Source organism: Pseudonocardia petroleophila, from assembly GCF_014235185.1.
GTDB classification, from domain to species: domain Bacteria; phylum Actinomycetota; class Actinomycetes; order Mycobacteriales; family Pseudonocardiaceae; genus Pseudonocardia; species Pseudonocardia petroleophila.
The window spans coordinates 2,278,722-2,297,110 of sequence record NZ_CP060131.1; the positions used below are offsets into that span (position 1 = coordinate 2,278,722).

General features: G+C 75.7%; 15 protein-coding genes. 6 read left to right on the forward strand and 9 right to left on the reverse strand.

What is annotated here, in order from left to right:
- Nucleotides 1-55: 55 nt before the first annotated feature.
- A complete protein-coding gene (locus tag H6H00_RS11505; RefSeq protein WP_221775856.1) occupies nucleotides 56-1,954 on the forward strand; it encodes a dynamin family protein in 1,899 nt (632 codons plus the stop codon).
- A complete protein-coding gene (locus H6H00_RS11510) occupies nucleotides 1,951-3,429 on the forward strand; it encodes a dynamin family protein (protein ID WP_185721270.1) in 1,479 nt (492 codons plus the stop codon). Before H6H00_RS11505 ends, H6H00_RS11510 begins: the two co-directional genes overlap by 4 nt.
- A gap of 43 nt (nucleotides 3,430-3,472) precedes the next feature.
- On the opposite strand, the gene H6H00_RS11515 is transcribed toward H6H00_RS11510, so the two are convergent.
- The 4 genes from H6H00_RS11515 to H6H00_RS11530 all read right to left on the reverse strand — a co-directional run bounded on the left by H6H00_RS11515 (nucleotide 3,473) and on the right by H6H00_RS11530 (nucleotide 9,759).
- Complete coding sequence (locus tag H6H00_RS11515) at nucleotides 3,473-6,016, reverse strand: helix-turn-helix transcriptional regulator (protein WP_185721271.1); 2,544 nt, start codon at nucleotides 6,014-6,016, stop codon at nucleotides 3,473-3,475.
- Nucleotides 6,017-6,136: 120 nt separating this feature from the next.
- Entirely contained in the window at nucleotides 6,137-7,774 is a 1,638-nt protein-coding gene (locus H6H00_RS11520) for an ABC-F family ATP-binding cassette domain-containing protein (RefSeq protein ID WP_185721272.1), read from the reverse strand.
- Between the two features lie 13 nt (nucleotides 7,775-7,787).
- Nucleotides 7,788-9,122, reverse strand: a complete 1,335-nt coding sequence (locus H6H00_RS32680; protein WP_304633105.1) for a calcium-binding protein — start codon at nucleotides 9,120-9,122, stop codon at nucleotides 7,788-7,790.
- Between the two features lie 37 nt (nucleotides 9,123-9,159).
- On the reverse strand, nucleotides 9,160-9,759 hold the full coding sequence (locus tag H6H00_RS11530) for a TasA family protein (RefSeq protein ID WP_185721273.1): 600 nt from the start codon (nucleotides 9,757-9,759) through the stop codon (nucleotides 9,160-9,162).
- Between the two features lie 108 nt (nucleotides 9,760-9,867).
- On the opposite strand from H6H00_RS11530, the gene H6H00_RS11535 reads away from it, so the two are divergent.
- Nucleotides 9,868-10,383: a signal peptidase I gene (locus H6H00_RS11535; RefSeq protein ID WP_185721274.1), complete on the forward strand. Its 516-nt coding sequence runs from the start codon at nucleotides 9,868-9,870 to the stop codon at nucleotides 10,381-10,383.
- Nucleotides 10,384-10,485: 102 nt separating this feature from the next.
- Complete coding sequence (locus H6H00_RS11540; protein ID WP_185722361.1) at nucleotides 10,486-11,181, forward strand: PIG-L deacetylase family protein; 696 nt, start codon at nucleotides 10,486-10,488, stop codon at nucleotides 11,179-11,181.
- A 196-nt stretch (nucleotides 11,182-11,377) separates the two neighbouring features.
- Here the strand turns inward: H6H00_RS11540 and H6H00_RS11545 are convergent, their stop codons facing one another.
- On the reverse strand, nucleotides 11,378-12,463 hold the full coding sequence (locus H6H00_RS11545; protein ID WP_185721275.1) for an alkene reductase: 1,086 nt from the start codon (nucleotides 12,461-12,463) through the stop codon (nucleotides 11,378-11,380).
- 77 nt (nucleotides 12,464-12,540) lie between these two features.
- Between H6H00_RS11545 and menD the strand changes: the two genes are divergently transcribed.
- The gene (gene menD, locus H6H00_RS11550) at nucleotides 12,541-14,106 is read left to right on the forward strand and encodes a 2-succinyl-5-enolpyruvyl-6-hydroxy-3-cyclohexene-1-carboxylic-acid synthase (protein WP_185721276.1); all 1,566 of its coding nucleotides are present in this window, start codon (nucleotides 12,541-12,543) and stop codon (nucleotides 14,104-14,106) included.
- A gap of 105 nt (nucleotides 14,107-14,211) precedes the next feature.
- Here menD and H6H00_RS31830 read toward each other — a convergent pair whose 3' ends face one another.
- The 4 genes from H6H00_RS31830 to H6H00_RS11570 all read right to left on the reverse strand — a co-directional run bounded on the left by H6H00_RS31830 (nucleotide 14,212) and on the right by H6H00_RS11570 (nucleotide 17,567).
- Nucleotides 14,212-15,579: a calcium-binding protein gene (locus H6H00_RS31830; protein ID WP_221775858.1), complete on the reverse strand. Its 1,368-nt coding sequence runs from the start codon at nucleotides 15,577-15,579 to the stop codon at nucleotides 14,212-14,214.
- A 32-nt stretch (nucleotides 15,580-15,611) separates the two neighbouring features.
- Nucleotides 15,612-16,274 carry a SipW-dependent-type signal peptide-containing protein gene (locus H6H00_RS11560; protein ID WP_185721277.1) on the reverse strand — a complete coding sequence of 221 codons (663 nt, stop codon included), beginning with the start codon at nucleotides 16,272-16,274 and terminating at the stop codon, nucleotides 15,612-15,614.
- 64 nt (nucleotides 16,275-16,338) lie between these two features.
- Nucleotides 16,339-16,905 (reverse strand): TasA family protein, encoded by a 567-nt coding sequence (locus H6H00_RS11565; protein WP_185721278.1) that lies wholly within the window; start codon nucleotides 16,903-16,905, stop codon nucleotides 16,339-16,341.
- 89 nt (nucleotides 16,906-16,994) lie between these two features.
- Nucleotides 16,995-17,567 carry a TasA family protein gene (locus H6H00_RS11570; protein WP_185721279.1) on the reverse strand — a complete coding sequence of 191 codons (573 nt, stop codon included), beginning with the start codon at nucleotides 17,565-17,567 and terminating at the stop codon, nucleotides 16,995-16,997.
- Nucleotides 17,568-17,773: 206 nt separating this feature from the next.
- Between H6H00_RS11570 and H6H00_RS11575 the strand changes: the two genes are divergently transcribed.
- On the forward strand, nucleotides 17,774-18,349 hold the full coding sequence (locus H6H00_RS11575; protein WP_185721280.1) for a signal peptidase I: 576 nt from the start codon (nucleotides 17,774-17,776) through the stop codon (nucleotides 18,347-18,349).
- Nucleotides 18,350-18,389: the final 40 nt, after the last annotated feature.

Consider the following 18,389-nt stretch of genomic DNA (forward strand, 5'->3'; position numbering starts at 1 on the left):
CCCGTCCGGGGGAGGGCGCCGCCGCACGCCCGTGCGGTGCCCCAGACTGAGCCGCGTGGAGGATCCCGTGGAGCGACCCCTGACGGTCAAGGCCGTCGACCTCGCCCTGACCACGATCGCTCCGTACGGCCGCCCCGACCTGGAGGCGCGGCTGCAGCAGGCCCGCGCCCGCCTGCTCGACGACCGGGTGCGCGTCCTCGTCGTCGGGGAGTTCAAGCAGGGCAAGAGCCTGCTGGTCAACGCCCTGCTCAGCGCGCCGGTCTGCCCCGTCTTCGACGACGTCGCGACGGCCGTGTCCACCGCCGTGTCCTACGCGGACGAGCCGGTGCTCACGCTCGTGCACACCCGCCCCGACGGCCCCGACGGCCTCCCGGCGCAGGTCCGCACGCACCGCGCCGACATCCCGCTGCACGAGCTGTCCGGGGTCGTCGCCGGGTACGTCACCGAGGCGCGCAACCCGCAGAACAGCCAGGGGCTGGCCGCCGTGGAGATCGGGATCCCGCGCACGATCCTGCAGGCCGGGCTGGAGGTCGTCGACACGCCGGGGGTCGGGGGGCTCACCTCGATCCACGGCGCCGCGACGATGGCCGCGCTGCCCTCGGCCGACGCCGTGCTGCTCGTCTCGGACGCCTCGCAGGAGTACACCGCGCCCGAGCTGGAGTTCCTGCGCCAGGCGATCCGGCTGTGCCCCAACGTCGCGTGCGTGCTCACCAAGACCGACATGTACCCGGAGTGGCGGCGCATCGCCGAGCTCGACCGCCGCCACCTGCGCGACGCCGGGATCGAGGCGGAGCTGATCGCCGTCTCATCGACGGTGCGCTGGCAGGCCGTCGTCACCGGCGACGCCGCGCTCAACGCGGAGTCCGGCTTCCCCGCACTGGAGACCTACCTCGGCGAGAAGGTGCTCGGCCAGGCCGACCTGCTCGCGCGGCGCTCCACCGTGCACGACGTCGTCGCCGTCACCGACCAGCTGCGCGACGGGCTGCGAGCCGAGGAGTCCTCGCACCGCGACCCCCACGGCGTGCAGGACCTCATCCGCTCGCTGCGCGCGGCGCAGGAGCGGGCGGCGGCGCTCAAGGAGCGGTCGGCGCGCTGGCAGCACACGCTCGGCGACGGCGTCGCCGACCTCAACGCCGACATCGACCACGACCTCCGCGACCGGATGCGGGAGATCACCCGCCTCGCCGAGGAGGAGATCGACGACGGCGGCGACCCGACGAGGAACTGGGACCAGCTCTCGGCGTGGATCCAGCAGCAGGTCGCGGCGGCGGCGTCGACGAACTTCCTGTGGGCCACCCAGCGGGCGCGGTTCCTGGCCGGCCAGGTCGCCGCGCACTTCGCGGAGGACCGGGAGGCGGTGCTGCCCGCGCTGCGCACCGAGGCGTCGGCGGCGGTCGGGGCGGCGCGCGAGATGCGGGTGCGCGACGGCGAGCCGTGGAACCTCGGCCAGCAGGCACTGGCCGGGCTGCGCGGCGGCTACATCGGCGTGCTGATGTTCGGGCTGCTCGGCACGCTCGTCGGACTGACGCTGATCAACCCGTTCTCGCTCGGCGCCGGGCTGCTGCTCGGCGGCAAGACCATCAGCGACGAGCGCCGCCGGATCGTCGCCCGCCGCCAGGGCGAGGCGAAGGGGGCCGTGCGCCGCTACGTCGACGACGTCACCTTCCAGGTCGGCAAGGACTCCCGCGACATGCTGCGCGACGTCCAGCGCGACCTGCGCGACCACTTCGGCGAGCTCGCCGAGCAGCTCAACACCTCGCTCAAGGACTCGCTGTCGACCGCGGAGCGCTCGGTGAAGACGACCGAGGGCGAGCGGGCCCGGCGGCTCGCGCAGATCCCCGAGCAGATCGCGGCGCTGGAGAAGCTGCAGGCGCGGGTGCGCACGCTGGTGCCGGCCACGGGCGCGCAGCCCGGGCGGATCGCCGTCGAGCCGGTGCCCGTGCCGACCCCGTGACCCGCACGCTCACCGACTCCGCGCGCGGGCTGCTGCTCGACGCCGCCCGCGTCTACCGCGACGACCCCGCCACCGCGGCCTGGCTCACCCACCAGGTCGACCGGCTCGACGAGCCGCTGCGCCTCGCCGTCGCGGGGAAGGTCAAGGCGGGCAAGTCGACGCTGCTCAACGCGCTCGTCGGGGAGCGGCTCGCGCCCGTCGACGCGGGGGAGTGCACGAAGGTCGTCACCTGGTACCGCGACGCGCCGCAGACGGCGGTGACGATGGTCGGCACCGACGGGTCGCTGCACGAGCTGCCGGTCGACCGCCGCGACGGCGCGCTGGTGATCGACCTGCAGGGGGCGTCGGCGCAGGACGTCGAGATGCTCGTCGTCGACTGGCCGTCGCAGAGCCTGCGGGTGGCGACGCTGATCGACACCCCCGGCCTCGCGTCGCTGTCGCACGAGGTGGGGCGCCGGACGCTGCGTTTCCTGCACCCCGACGACGAGCGCCCGACCGACGCCGACGCCGTCGTCTACCTCATGCGCCACCTGCACGCGGGCGACGCGGAGTTCCTGGAGGCGTTCCGGGGGCAGGGCGTGGCGCAGACGGCGTCGGTGAACTCGCTGGCGGTGATCTCCCGGGCCGACGAGATCGGCGGCGGGCGCGTCGACGCGATGGTGTCGGCGCGCGCGATCGCCCGGCGCTACCGGTCCGACCCGGCACTGCGCGGCCTGGCGCAGAACATCGTCGCGGTCGCCGGGCTGGTCGGGGAGACCGCGCGGACGCTGCGCCAGACCGAGTTCACGGTGCTGGCGTCGCTGGCGCGGCAGCCGAAGGAGGCCGTCGAGGCCTCGCTGCTCACCGTCGACCGCTTCGTCGCGCCGGACTCGCCGATCGCCCGCGCGGTGCCGGAGCTGACCCCGGCGCAGCGGGCCGGGCTGCTGCGCCGGTTCGGGGTGTTCGGGCTGCGGCTGTCGACGATGCTGATCCGCCAGGGCGTGGCGACGCCGGCGGCGCTCGCCGCCGACCTCGTGCAGCGCAGCGGCCTCGGCGAGCTGCAGGCCGCGCTGAACAGCCAGTTCGTCGAGCGGCGCGCGGTGCTCAAGGCCCGGTCGGCGCTGCTCGCGGTGCACCAGGTCGTGCAGGACGACCCGGTGCCCGGCGCGCGCGAGCTGTCGGCGCAGCTGGAGCGGATCCTCACCGGCGCGCACGAGTTCACCGAGCTCCGGCTGCTCGGTCAGCTGCGGTTCGGCTCGGTGACGTTCCCGCCGTCGCTCGCGGCGGAGGGCGCCGCCCTGCTCGGGGAGGCCGGGGCGGGCCCGGCCGCGCGCCTCGGCCTGCCCCCCGACGCCGCGCCGGCGGATCTGCGCGCCGCCGCACTCGACGCCCTCGCCCGCTGGCAGGAGCACGCGGAGAACCCGATGCTCGACCGCACCGTCACCGCGGCCTGCCGCACGGTGGTGCGCACCTGCGAGGGCCTGGTCACCACCTAGCGAGTGCTCCGTCGGCGCCCGCCGGACCGGAGGACCCGGCGGGTCAGGGGGTGGGGTCGAGGGTGGACCGCAGGAGGGCGAACAGCTCGCCGCGGGTCGCCACCCCGAGGCGCTGGCGCATCCGCGCGACGTAGTGCTCGACGGTCTTCGCCGAGATGAACAGCCGCTCCCCGATCTGCTTGTGGGTCCGCCCGTCCAGGATGAGGCGGCCGATCTCCTGCTCGCGCTCGGTGAGCGTCACCTCGGATCCGACCGGGTCGGATCCCGCGGCGCCCGGGGCGTCGGCGGGGACCGCGGCAGTGGCCGTGGCAGCGGCTGTGGCCGTGGCAGTGGCCGGGCCCAGCGACCGGGCGAGGGCGTGCAGGCCCTGCGCGGCGCGGCGGTCGGCGGTCGTCGCCGCGGCCCGGCCGGCGAGCTGCGCGGCCTCCCAGCCCAGCCCGACCGCCGCCATCCGCCGTCCCGTCGTGACGACGTCGTCGACGTCGGGGGTGCCGGCGAGCACCGCGGTCCAGCAGCGGCCCGCGGCGGAGAGGACGGCGGCGTACGGCGACGCGGCGGCCAGCGCGTCGAGCGTCGCGGCGGGCCCGGCGACGTCGGCGCGACCGTCCGCGGCGACCGCGGTCTGCAGCCGGGCCCAGGCCAGCGGCGCGGCCCACAGGCCGGGGCGGCCCAGGCGGTCCAGCACGTCGTCGACGTCGGAGAACGCGGCGTCGAGCCAGCAGCCCTCGCCGAGCCGGGCCGCGGCGACGGAGAGCTCGCCCAGCAGCGGGATCAGGGTGAGGTCGGCGGGCTGGCGGACCAGGGCGTCGCGGGCCCGGGCCCAGGACCGCGCGAGGGCGCCCGCGTCGTCGCGGCGCCGGGCCAGCGCGACCTCCAGGGCCGCGGCGAGCAGCGCGTCGCGGGGCTCCGGCGGGGGTTCCTGGCGGGCGACCCGCTCGACGAGGCCGGTCGGCGGGCCGAGCGTGCCCCGCGACGTCAGCACCCAGGCGAGCAGCAACCGGTGCCGCAGCACCGCCACCCGCCCGCCGTGGCGGCCCTCGATGGCGCGGCGCAGGGTCGACTCGGCCACCCCGGGCTGCCCGGACAGCCCGGCGACGACGGCGGTGAGCGCGGCGGGGGTGTCGGGCAGCAGCGAGGACGCGGCCACCGGCTCGAGCATCGACGCGGCCTGCGCGAGCCGGGACAGGGCGGCCCCGGAGCCGGTGACGGTGCCGACCATCCCGCGGCCGAGCAGCAGCGCCGCCCCCTGCAGCAGGGTGCCGGAGCCGGGGGCGGCCTCGGCGGCGGCGAGTGCGGCGCGGGCCCCGTCCAGGTCCCCGGTGACGACGAGCGTGGGCACGGCGAGCACGGCCCGGCCGGGGTCCAGCGTGCCCAGCAGCTCCGCGCTGCGCCCGGGCAGCCCGCGGTGGGCGAGCGCGGTGGCCGCGGCGACGACGGCGTCGGCGCGGTCCGGCCCGTGCAGCGCGTCGTCGGCGACCTGCAGCGCCGCCCCGACCTCCCCGGCCAGCGCGAGCGCGTGGGCGCGGCGGCCCGCCACGGCGAGCCGGGGGTGCCCGGCGTCGACGGCGGCGGCCAGCAGCTCGGCGGACAGCGCGGGCGACTCGGCCAGCGCCTCCTCCGCCGCGCTGCACAGCACGGTGGCGATGTGCGCGCCGCTCGCCCCGGTGCCGAGCAGACGGCGGCCCGCGGCGAGCACGGACCCGCCCCGGTCGAGCTCGATCGTGGCCAGCCGCCGGTGCAGGTCGCGGGTGCGCAGCACCGGGGTCAGCTTGACGAACAGCGCGCCGATCAGCGGGATCAGCTCGCCGTGCTCGGTGAGCAGCCCGGTCGCGCGCGCGGCCTCGACGGTCGGCTCCAGCTCGGCCCCGGGGGCGAGCAGCTGCGTGAGGACGTCGCCGTCGAGGGGGGCGCCGTGCGCGAGCACGGTGAGCAGGTCCTGCACGGGCGCGGGCAGCGCGTCGACGCGGTGGCGCAGCCGCTCGGCCAGCGCCGTCGAGACGGTGATCCGCTCCGGTGCGGCGAACCGCTCGGGGCGTGCGAGGTCGACGCGGCCGCCGTCGAGCAGGCCCTGCACGACGAGGTCGACGAGCGCGGGCAGCCCGCCGGACTGCCGGTGGACGAGATCGACCATCGCCTCCGGCGGGGCCGCGTCCAGCCGCGCGGCCAGACGCTCGGCGACGGCGGCCCGGTCGAGGTGCCCGACGATCGCGACCATTCGCCGCGCGCCGACCCCCGCGCTGAGCTCGGCGAGCCCGTCGGGGCGCGGCCACGGGCGGTGCGCGAGCACGACCCGGGCGCCCTCGGTGTGGGCGAAGGCGCGCAGGGCGTCGAGCCGGCCGGGCGGGAGCCGGTGCGCGTCGTCGACGAGGACGGCCGCGGCGGGGTCGAGCGGTGCCGACCCGTCGTCGCGCAGCACCGGGACGCCCGCGGCGGCGTAGAGGTCGGCGAGCGCGTCGAGCAGCAGGGTCTTGCCGGTGCCGCCCGGCCCGAGCACCGTGGCCACGACGGCGCTGTGCGGACGGTCGCCGACCCGGCGGGCCAGCGCGGCGCCACCGGGCGGCAGCCTCGTCGCCACCGGGGTCGCCATACCCCGATCGTCGGCGATCCGGCGGGCGGCATTAACACGGTGGGACGGACCGGCCCGGATCGAGTGCAGGGCACGGCACGGGGTGTCACATCCGCGGTCGCGGCGCCCCCGAACGGCCCATCAGGACTCGGTGAGCCGCCCGTCCGCCACGGTCCAGTGCCGGGTGGTGCGGACCGACTCCAGCATCCGGCGGTCGTGCGTCACGAGGAGCACGGTGCCGCCGAAGCCGTCGAGGGCCTGCTCGAGCTGCTCGATCGCGGGCAGGTCGAGGTGGTTGGTGGGCTCGTCGAGGACGAGGAGGTTGACCTCGCGGGCCTGCAGCAGCGCCAGCGCGGCGCGGGTGCGCTCGCCGGGCGACAGCGACACCGCGGGGCGGGGCGCGTGGTCGCCGGTGAGCCCGAACTTCGCGAGCAGCGTGCGGACGTCGGACTCCGCCCAGTCCGGCACGGCGTCACCGAACGCGCGGGCGAGCGGCGCGGGGCCGAGGAACAGCCCGCGGGCCTGGTCGATCTCGCCGACGCGGACCCCCGACCCCAGACCGGCCGTGCCGGAGTCGACCGGGATCCGGCCGAGCAGGGCGCCGATCAGCGTGGTCTTGCCCGACCCGTTCGCCCCGGTGATCACGACGCGGTCGGCCCAGTCGACCCGGGCGTCGACCGGCCCGAGCGTGAAGGAACCGCGCCGCACCACCGCCGCGCTCATCGACGCCACGACGGTGCCCGAGCGCGGGGCCGCGGCGATCGTCATGCGCAGCTCCCACTCCTTGCGGGGCTCCTCGACGACGTCGAGTCGGTCGATCATCTTCGCGGTCTGGCGGGCCTTCGCGGCCTGCTTCTCGCTGGTCTCGGCGCGCTTGTTGCGGCCGATCTTGTCGTTGTCGGTGCTCTTGCGCCGGGCGTTGCGCACGCCCTGGGCCATCCAGTTGCGCTGCATCTGCGCCCGGTCCTTGAGCGAGCCGAGCTTGTCGTCGTACTCCTCGTAGGCCTCGCGCGCGTGCCGCCGGGCCACCTCGCGCTCGGCGAGGTAGGAGTCGTAGCCGCCGTCGTACACCCCGACCTGCTGCTGCGCGAGGTCGAGCTCGACGACCCGGGTGACGGTGCGGGCGAGGAACTCGCGGTCGTGGCTGACGACCACGGCCGGGGCGCGCAGCCCCTGCACGAACCGCTCCAGCCGCTCCAGCCCGTCGAGGTCGAGGTCGTTGGTGGGCTCGTCGAGCAGCAGGACGTCGTAGCGCGAGAGCAGCAGCGCGGCGAGCCCGGCGCGGGCGGCCTGCCCGCCGGACAGCGCGGTCATCGGGGTGTCCAGGTCGACGCCCAGGCCCACCTCGGCGGCCGTCTCGCCGGCGCGCTCGTCGAGGTCGGCGCCGCCGAGGGCGAGCCAGCGGTCCAGCGCGGTGGCGTAGGCGTCGTCGGCGCCGGGGGCCCCCTCGCCGAGCGCCTCCGCCGCGGCGTCCATCGCGACCTGCGCCGCCGTGACGCCGGTGCGCCGGGCCAGGAACGCGGCGACGGTCTCGCCCGGCCTGCGGTCCGGCTCCTGCGGGAGGTGCCCGACGGTGGCGTCCGGCGGGCTCAGCGCGACCGTGCCGTCCTCCGGGTCGGCCTCGCCCGCGAGCAGGCGCAGCAGGGTGGACTTCCCCGCGCCGTTGGCCCCGACGAGCCCGACCACGTCGCCGGGCGCGACGACGAGGTCGAGCCCGGAGAACAGGACGCGGGCGCCGTGGCCCGCGGCGAGGTCGGTGGCCTGCAGGGTCGCGCTCATGACGGGCCGAACGCTACCGGGGTACCGGTCGCACCCCGTCGGGACCCGTGGTGGGGTCGGCCGCACCCTCCGGGACCGCGCCGCCCTCCGGCACGGCGGCACCGTCGGGCACGGGTGGTGCGGTCTCCGGCGGAGCGGGCGCGGGCTCCTCCGGGACGGCCGGGGGAGCGACCGGTGCCGGGTCGGCCGGGTTCGCGGGCGCGGCCGGTGCGGGCTCCGCGGGTGCGGGTGCCGGGGCCGGGGCGGGAGCCGGCACCGGATCCGCGGTCGGTGCAGGCGCCGGCGCAGCGGGAGCGCCCTCCGGCACCGCGACCGGAACCGTGCACGAGGTGACGGTGTCGGCCGGGTCGGCGTCGCAGGTGCCGCCGTCGGTCTGGCCGTCGAGGACGTCGGCGCCCGCACCCCCGACCATCCGGTCCACGTCGGCGCCGCCGAGCAGCCGGTCGTCGCCCGTCCCGCCGGTCAGGGTGTCGATGCCGTCCCCGCCGAGCAGGACGTCGGCGCCGCCCGCGCCGTCGAGGACGTCCGCACCACCGCCGCCGACGAGGCAGTCACCCGCCCCGGAACCGGTGACGACGTCGTCCCCGCTCGTGCCCTGCACCAGGAACGGTCCCGGTGCGCCCGGTCGGTCCTCGGCCGCGACGAACCGCGGCCGGTCGGCCGTGAGGACGACGGTCTCGGCGTAGGTGCCGGTGCACTCGGCGGGGGGCGGCGCGGCGACCGCGGCCGTCCGCGCCGCGGCCGGGGCGGCCACCGCGAGCGACCGCGGCCCGACGACCCCGGTCGTCGAGACGGAGATCGTGCCGGAGACCCGGTCGGTGAACCCGCCCACGGCGCGGACGACGACCGCGGCCTTCTCCGACCGGCTGATCAGCCCCAGGAGCTGGCCCGTGAACCCGATGGTGATCGGCACGACGGTCGTCGTGCCCGGGTTCACGGTCGTGACGAGGGTGCGGGCGGTCCCGTCGAGCAGCGGGCAGTACGGCACGGCCGGCTGACTGCCCAACGCGATCGTCAGTGCGCCGACGAGCGCGCCGTCCGTCCACGTCGTGCCGCTGCGCACGCACGACGTGGACGAGGCCCCCGACGGGAGCTGGAACTGCACGGTCGCGGGCACCGTGCCGCGGTAGTCGACCGTCAGGTTCACGGTGCGGGTCGTGCCCGACCGCATCGCGGCGAAGTCCAGCACCAGCGGCGTGCTCCGTCCGCCGAGGACGACGGTGGCGGCCCCGATCGCGGTGTTCCCCGCTTTCTCGGAATCGGAGAACCGTGCCCACGTGTCACTGCCGATGACGATTCCGACGCCCGTTGCGGTGAGTGCGAGCACGAGCACGACGGCGGATATCACCCTGCGTCGCATGATGCGGCGGCTCATTTCCCCCGGATCACGGCAACTGGGTGAGGACGAAATTTGACGTCAGGGTGATCCCGTCCCCCTGCACCTTGTTGTTCTCGACGCCCGGCAGGTTCGGCAGCGTGAACTGCAGGTCGTACTCGACGGTGGCCCCGGCCGGGATGCTCGCCGGCATGGGCAGGCCGGTGCCGACGAACTGGGAGACCGGCACCGCCGACGTCGTGCTCGGCCCGCGGGTCACCGCCACCAGCAGCTGGTTCTGCAGGTCGCCGGTCGCCGAGCACGTGCCGACGGGCTTGCCCTCGGCCTCCGACTCCGGCTCCGTGCACACCCCGTCGGTGCCCGCGACCCGCAGGGTGCTGGTCAGGCCGCCGGGCAGGGTGCCGGCGTTCCGCAGGGTGATCGTGGCGGTCTGGCTGAAGCCGGGCTGGATGTTCGACGCCTTGATGAGTTCGAGGGTGCCGTTGCTGCCGACCGTGAGGTCCAGCGTGCCGGCCGCGACGGTGCCGCTCGGACCGGTCTCGGTGTCGACGAACGCGGCGTAGGTCCCGGCGCCGATCGCGGCGGCGGCGAGGACGACCGCCGCGATGCCGATCCCGATGCGGACCTTCTTGTTCTGCATGACGCTCATGGCAGATGGTTAGCAGGGCCGTCGAGCAACTGCGTCGTCGAATGCTCGATCGAGTGGAGAAAAGGCCGGAATGCCACGCGGTCGGGAAGATCGGAGCAGGATCCCGGAATGCTGGCCCGTCGGTTGTGGAGCGCCCTGCTCACCCTTCTCGTCCTCGCCGCGGTGGCCCTCGCGCTCGCCGTGGCCGTCGTCCCCGCCGTGGTCGGCGGCTCCACGCTGACCGTCCTGTCGGGGAGCATGGAGCCGACGCTGCCGGTCGGGTCGGTCGTCGTCGTCCGGCCGCAGCCGGTCGAGGGCATCGCGGCGGGCGACATCGTCACGTTCCTCGCGCGCGACCCCGGCTCCGACGCCACCCGCGTCGTCACCCACCGGGTCGTCGAGGTGCTGCCGGGCCCGGAGTTCCGCACCCGCGGCGACGCCAACCCGGACCCGGACCCCGGGCTCGTCGCGCCCGCCGACGTCCGCGGCGTCGAGTGGTACGCGGTGCCGTGGGTCGGGAGCGCGATGGAGTTCGTGCGGACCCCGACCGGCCTGCTCGTCGGGGGCGGGGCCCTGCTGCTCCTGATCGGCGCGGGGCTGCTGCTGCCCCGGCGCCCGGAACCCGTCTCGCCGGGACGACCCTGATCCGTCCGGCGCGGCGCGGTCCGGCGTGTCCCGTCACCGCGCTGCTCGACGGTGGATCGTGGACGCGGTCCGGGCCACGATGGCCCCGTGGACCACGAGCCGATGCCCGAGGACTGGACGCGCGCGCTGGCGGTCGTCGCGCACCCCGACGACCTGGAGTACGGCGGTGCCGCCGCCGTGGCGCGCTGGACCGCGGCCGGGAAGGACGTCCGGTACCTGCTGGTCACGCGGGGGGAGGCGGGGATCGACACGCTCGGGCCCGCGGAGTGCGGGCCGCTGCGGGAGGCCGAGCAGCGGGCGGCGGCGGCCGCGGTGGGCGTCGACGTCGTCGAGTTCCTCGACCACCCCGACGGGCTGATCGAGCACGGGATCCCGCTGCGCCGCGACATCACCGCGGCGATCCGGCGGCACCGGCCCGAGCTGATCGTCACCGGAAACTTCCACGAGACCTGGCCGGGCGGCGGCTACAACACGGCCGACCACGTCGCCACCGGGCGGGCGGTGCTCGACGCGGCGCGCGACGCGGGCAACCGCTGGCTGTTCCCCGAGACGGGGGAGCCGTGGACGGGCGCCCGGTGGCTGGCGGTCGCGGCGTCGCCCCGGAGCTCGCACGCCGTCGACGTGGGGGAGCACTTCGACCGCGGCGTCGCCTCGCTGGCCGCGCACCGCGCCTACCTCGACGCGCTCGGCGGCGACATGGCCGACCCGGACGGCTTCCTGCGCCCGCTGGCCGAGGCGGACGGCGCGCGCCTGCCGGGGGCGACGCTGGCGACGGCGTTCGAGCTGATCACCCTGTGACCCCACCCGCGAGTGTGCCGTCCCCACCCGGCGAGTTTGCCGACGACGCCCGGCGAGTTTTCCGTCCCCACCCGGCGAGTTTGCCGTCCCCACCCGGCGAGTTCGCCGCGACCGTCCCCGGTACTGACGAGGCGGGCGTCCGGGGATCGCCCGGCGCCCGCCTCGCCACCGCGGGCCGTGGTGGGCCCGCGGGGTCTCAGCCCGCGAGTCGCGGGTAGTCGGTGTAGCCCTCGGCGCCGCCGCCGTAGAACGTCTCCTGGTTCGGCTCGTTCAGGTCGGCGCCCTGCGTCCAGCGCGTCACGAGGTCGGGGTTGGCCAGGAACGGGCGCCCGACCGCCACGGCGTCGGCGACGCCGTCGGACAGCAGGCGCGCGATCTCGTCGCGGGCGTCGTCCACGCCGAAGCCGGTGTTGAGGACGAACGTGCCCGGCCACACGGCGCGCAGCTTGCCGACGATCGGGTCGTCGGCCTCGGCGAGCAGGTGGACGTAGGCGAGGCCCAGCTCGGCGAGCTGCGCGACCAGGGTCTCGTAGACCGACAGGTCGTCCTCGGTGATGTCGTTGAACGGGTGCCCGGGCGAGAGCCGGATGCCGACGCGGTCGGCGCCGATCGCGTCGGCGGTGGCCTTCGCGACCTCGACGACGAAGCGGGCGCGGTTCTCGGGCGTGCCGCCGTAGGAGTCGGTGCGGTCGTTCACGCCGTCGGCGAGGAACTGGTGGAGCAGGTAGCCGTTGGCGGCGTGCAGCTCGACGCCGTCGGCGCCGGCGCGGACGACCCGGCGGGCGGCGTCGGCGAACTCGGCGGCCACGCCGGGCAGCTCGTCGGTGGCGAGCGCGCGGGGCGGGGTGTGGTCCTGCTGGCCGTCGACGGTGAAGATCTGGCCGGCAGCCCGGGTGGCGGTCGAGGAGACCGGCGTCTCCCCGGCGATCGTGCTGGTGTGCGAGATGCGGCCCGCGTGCATGAGCTGCACCACGAGCAGGCCGCCGTCGGCGTGGACGGCCTCGGCGACGCGCGTCCAACCGGCCTCGTTGGCGTCGGTCACGGCACCGGCGGTGTTCGGGTAGCCCTGGCCCACCGCGGACGGCTGGCTGCCCTCGCTGATGATCACGCCGGCCTCCGCGCGCTGGCGGTAGTACTCGACGGACAGGTCGTTCGGGGTGCCGTCGGCGTCGGCGCGGTTGCGGGTCAGCGGCGCCATCCAGAGGCGGTTCTTCGCCTGCAGCGCACCGGCGGTGACCGGCTGGAGGAGCGGGCTGTCGGACGGGAGCGGCTTCTGAGTCACGTGAGGCTTCAACCACCCGGACCGCGGGGCCTGTTCCGTGCCGCGCCGTGCGGATGATCACGGTTTACGCTCGCGCGATGACCTCCTCGACGGCGATGGCCCGCGTGCTCGTCGACGAGCTGGTCCGCGGGGGCGTCACCGACGCGGTCTTCTGCCCCGGGTCGCGCAACGCGCCGCTGGCGTTCGCCCTGCACGACGCCGACGCGGCGGGCCGGTTGCGGCTGCACGTCCGGATCGACGAGCGCACCGCGGGCTTTCTCGCGCTCGGGCTGGCGCTGCGGTCGGGGCGGCCGGTCCCGGTGTGCACGACGTCCGGCACGGCGGTGGCGAACCTGCACCCCGCGGTGCTGGAGGCGTCCTACGCGCAGGTGCCGCTGATCGCCGTCACCGCGGACCGGCCCGCGCAGACGATCGGCACCGGCGCGAGCCAGACGATCGTGCAGGAGGGGATCTTCTCCGGGGCCGTGCGGCTGGCGGCCACCGGGACGGTCGCGGGGGGCAACGCGTCGTGGCGGGCGCTCGTCGGGCGGGTGCTCGCCGCGGCCACCGGCGGGCCCCCCGGACCGGTGCACCTCAACCTGCCCTTCGCCGAGCCGCTGGTCCCCGGGCCGTCCGTCGAGGTGCCGGACGGTCGCCCCGGCGGTGCGCCCTGGACCGCCGTCCCGCCCGTCGTCCGCTCGGCCCCGCCGCTGCCGCTCGACCCGGCCGCCCCGACCCTGGTGATCGCCGGCACCGGCACCCCGCGCTTCTCGGTGGACGCCCCGGTGGTGGCCGAGCCGTCGTCGGCGATGTGGCCCGGCTCGCTGCGCGCCGGGCCGTGGCTGCTCGACGCGGTCCGGCCCGCCCAGGTAGTGGTGGCCGGGCGCCCGACGCTGCACCGCTCGGTGGCCCGCCTGCTCGCCGACCCGGACGTGGCCGTCCACGCGCTCGCCGACCCGCACGGCGGCCCGTGGACCGACGTGCCCGGCACCGTCCGGGCCGTCGGATCGCTGCCGGAGATCACCTCGCCCGCGGGGTGGCGGGAGCGGTGGTGCGAGCTCGACGAGCGCGCCTCCGCGGTGCTGGACGCGGCCGCCCTGCCGACGGGGCTGCAGCTGGCCCGGGACCTGGTCGCGGCCCTGCCCGACGGGGCCCAGCTCGTCCTCGGCTCGTCGAACCCGGTGCGCGACGTGGCCCTGGCCGCCGTCCCGCGGACCGGCCTCACGGTGCAGTCGAACCGGGGGGTGGCGGGCATCGACGGCACCGTCTCCACCGCGGTCGGGGCGGCGCTCGCGCACGACGGGCCCAGCTACGCGCTGATGGGCGACCTGACGCTGCTGCACGACACCACCGGTCTGGTCATCGGCCCGGACGAACCCCGCCCCGACCTCACGATCGTCGTCCTCAACGACGGTGGCGGCGGCATCTTCGGCCTGCTGGAGCAGGGCGCCCCGGAGCACACGGCCGCGTTCGAGCGGGTGTTCGGCACGCCGCAGACCGTCGACCTGGCGGCGCTGTGCGCGGCGATGGGCGTCGAGCACGTGCCGGGCCTGCCGCTCGATCCGCCGTCCGGGATCCGGGTGGCGGAGGTCCGGGCGGAGCGGGCGTCGTTGCGCGACGGGCACGCCGCGCTGCGGGAGGCCGTGCGGGCCGCGCTGGCCTGACCGGGCACCGGGCGCATCGCCGGCCTCGAGTCGCATCCCATGATCACCAGGAGTGGTGCACAGCGGTCACCGACGGCAGCTGTGCACCACTTCCGGCGATCATGATCAGGCGACGGGCCCGGCCGGAGCGACCTCGGTGGTGACGGCGGGAGAGGCCGTGGGGCTCGGCTCGACCGGCGGCGCCTCCTCGACCAGCGGCTCGGGCTCGGTCGGCTGCGGGGCGGGCGGCGAGGGCTCGGGAGCCACCGGCGGGGCCGGTGCGGGCTGGGGTTCGGGGGCGGGGGGCGCGGGTGCTACCGGTGCGGGTGGAGCAGGATCGGCGGGGGGCGGGGGCGGGCAGGCCCGGGTGCGGTCCGCGGGGTCGGCGTCGCACGTCGCGGCAGCCGGGCCGCCGTCGAGCACGTCCGCACCCGCGCCGCCGACCAGAGCGTCCGCACCGGGGCCCCCGAGGAGGGTGTCGGCACCGGCGTCGCCGCGGAGGGTGTCGCGCCCGGTGCCGCCGACCAGTACGTCGTCCCCGTCGCCACCGGCGATGTCGTCGTCACCGGCACCGCCGACGATGCAGTCACCACGCGCCGATCCGGTGATGCGGTCCGCACCCGCGGTACCCAGGACCAGGAAGGGTCCCGAGCCGAGACCACGACGTGCGGTGGCGTCCCAGACGGGATCGGCGGGGTCGAGCGCGATCACCTCGGTGATGTCCGTCGCGACGATCCCGGCGTCGGTGCACTCGGTGGGGAGCGGGACCGTCGCACCCGGCACAGCGGTCCTCACGGTCGTGGCGGGGTCGTCGGCGTCGAGCGCGACGGCGGTCGGCGCGCCCTCCGGGGCGACCGCGACGGCGGCGACGGGGCCGGCCGCGAGCGCGGCCTCGAAAGCCGGGCTCTGAGGCGCGGCGGTCGTCATCGAGATGCGGCCGCCCGCCTGATCCGTGAAGCCGCCCTCGGCGTGAACGGTCATGACGTCCCGCTCATCGAGACCCGCCGACGCGGCGGAGGCGTCGGCGGACAGCGTGATGGTCACCGGGATCGTCGGCGCTGCCCCCGGCTCCACCCGGCCGAGGTCGAGGATGCGGCCGTCGTACAGCGCGCAGTAGCTGACCGGGGCTGCGCTGCCGACCGACAGGGTCACGGGCACGCCAGGTGTCGGACTCCACCGGCCGCCCTGCTCGACACAGAACGCCGAGGCGCCGTCCGGGGTGATCGACAGGCCCAGCGAGGCAGGGGCGGTGCCCTGGTAGCCGACGGTGAGCTCGATGACCTGCGGGCGGCCCGGCTCCAGGCCGGTGTACGGCAGGTCTGGTGCCGGGCCGTCTCGACCGAGCACCACCGTCGCCGCACCGGCTTGCGACGGCGTGCTCGGCTCCGAGTCACCCAGCGATGCCGTGGTGCCGGCGGTCAGACCGATCACCACCGCGGACGCGCCGACGACGACGGCAGCGGCCGAGATTGCGGCGATGGTGCGGTACTTCACGTCGGGTCCCCCGTGGACGACAGTCTTCGAACTCAGGTGGTCTGGTCGAGGCGGAACGACAGCTGGAACGTCGAGGAGTCGCCCTGGGCCAGGTTGTTCGCCGGCGTCGACGGGAAGTACACGTCGACCCGGACGCAGCGGGATGCCCCCGGAGCCAGCACGAGCGCCGGCCCCGCCCCACCGGGCTTGATGTCGCGGAAACCGCGGTTGTCCGTCGGCGGGAACGACTCGGGCGGCACGACCCCCGGCTGACCGGTGCAGTCGGCACCGGGCATCAGGGAGAACGACAGCCGGAGTTGGTCGCCGAGCTCGCCGCCGCGGTTGCCGTTACCGCAGGAGGTGTCCCCGGCGGTCCGTTCCGGTGGGAGGCAGCGGTTCTCCAGTTCGGAGACCCCGCGGCTGGACCAACGGGCCCGGCCCGGCAGCGTCCCGTCGTTGGTGAGCCGCACGTAGGAGAAGTTCTGCGACGGCACATAGGTGCCGGCGGTCGGTGCTGCACCGGGGACCATGTTCGCGAACGTGACCGGCGCGAGGTCCGCCCCGGCCTGCGTGCCCAGGGTGAGGTCGAGAGTGCCGCCCTGCACGAGCACTGGGGCGGCACTCTCGGTGTCGGTGAAGGCGGCGTAGGTGCCGCCCGCTCCGAGCAGGGCGACACCCGCGAGGGCGATTCCCGCCACGGCGAGCCTGGTGCGCATCGGTCCTCCCGGAACGACGAAGCGGAGGCGGCGGGCAGGTGCCCGCCGCCTCCGGCCGGTGGAACTAGGACTGGACCAACGTGAAGGTGATCGTCATCGTCGCGGTGTCGGTCATGATCTCGTTGCCCGCGCTGTCGGGCACGCGGACCTCGAAGGTCACGTTGGTGGGGGCGTCGAGAGCAGGCAGGGAGAACAGGTCGAAGGGACCGGTGTTGGTGCCACCCAGGGTGCCGACGAGGTTGCCGCCGTAGTACAGCTGAGCCTGTTCGAGCAGCTCGCTGCCGTCGTCGCAGGGGTTCTCGGCGTCGGTCTCGGGCTCGGCGCAGCCGTTCTCGGTGCCGGTGGCGGAGTAGCCGGCCTTGAGGAAGCCGTCGACGGTGCCGGTGTTGTCGACCTCGATGGTCACCGTCTGCCGGGAACCGGGGGCCAGGTTCTCCCAGACCACCGGCGGCGCGGCGGTGGGGGAACCGACGGTCAGGTTCAGGGTGCCCGCGGTGAACGTCGCATCGGGGGCGGTTTCGGTGTCGCTGAACGCCGCGTAGGTGCCGGCACCCAGGGCGATGGCGGCGGCCGCAACGGCGGCGACGCCGACGCCGGCGGCGAGCTTCTTGTTCTTCTGCAGGACGGACACGGGTTCTCCTCGGATCGCCTGTGGGTGGAGCGATCCGTGGATCGCAGTGGGAGCGCCGGTGCGGTGCAGACCACCGCACCGGCGGCGGATCAGGACGTGGGCTGCGTCAGCGTGAAGGTGATCGACAGGGTCGCCGTGTCGGTCATGACCTCGTTGGTCGCGGAGGCGGGCAGCCGGACGCCGAAGTTGATCGTCTTCGGGGCGTCGACCGCGGGGAGCGCGCCCAGCGGGATGGAGGTGTTCTGAGCCGCGGTCACCGGACCCGCGTCACTGCCTTGGTAGACGAAGATCAGCTGCTCGAGCAGCTCGCTGCCGTCGTCGCAGGGCCTCTCGGCGTCGGTCTCGGGCTCGGCGCAGCCGTTCTCGGTGCCCGAGACGGTGTACGAGGCAGTCAGGTTGCCGTCGACCGTGCCGGTGTTGTCGACCTCGATGCTGAAGTTCTGCAGGTCGCCGGGCTTGAGGTTGGAGATGACGACCGGGGTGGCGGGGGTGGGCGCACCCACGGTGAGGTTGAGCGTGCCTGCAGCGAAGGTGGCATTGGGCGCCTGCTCGGTGTCGCTGAACGCGGCGTAGGTGCCCGCGCCGAGGGCGATGGCGGCGGCCGCGACGGCGGCGACGCCGATGCCGGCGGCCACCTTCTTGTTCTTCTGCAGGATCGACACGGGTGCTCCTCGGGGTCGCGATGTGCTGGGCGATCCGTCGGACCGCGTTGCCGGGAACGATGGCGGGAGCGGGGGTCTGCGCGCATACCTCAGGCTGGGTATTCGCGCAGGTCAGGACGTACCTCATCTGAGGTACGACAGTCCCCGGCAGGAGTCGCATACTGCGGGCTTCGTGTGTCCGAGGGGGGACGATGGCTGCGGAACCGGTGACCGAGCGCATTCCGATCGTGGGGGCCGAGGAGCCCGAGCCGCACCCGCTGCGCCGGGTGCTGGGCTGGGCGGCCGGGACGGCGCTGGTGCTCGTCGTGGGGCTCGCGCTCGCCGTCGCCGTGGTGCCCGCGATCGGCGGGGCCACCCCGCTGACGGTGCTGTCGGGGAGCATGGAACCGGCGCTGCCGGTGGGGTCCACGGTGATCGTCCGGCCCCGGCCGGCCACCGGGATCGCCGTGGGGGACGTCATCACGTTCATCGACCGCGACGAGGGCAGTGCCGAGACGCGGGTGGTCACGCACCGCGTGGTGCGGGTCGAGCCGGGACCGGTGTTCGTGACGCGCGGCGACGCGAACGACGCCGACGACCCGGGGGTGGTCGAGGCCGCCGACGTCCGCGGTGTGCAGTGGTACCACGTGCCGTACGTGGGTCTGCTCCGAGAACGACTTCTCACTCCGCCCGGCGCGTACTTCGCCGCCGGGATCGCGCTGCTGTGCGTGGCGGCGTACCTGCTGGTCCCCCGCTCGCGGACGGCCGGCACGGCCGATCGGCGCAGGCGCAGCGACCGTTGAGGCGTGGCCGCGAAACGAACACGCAGCATGGACGGTCGTA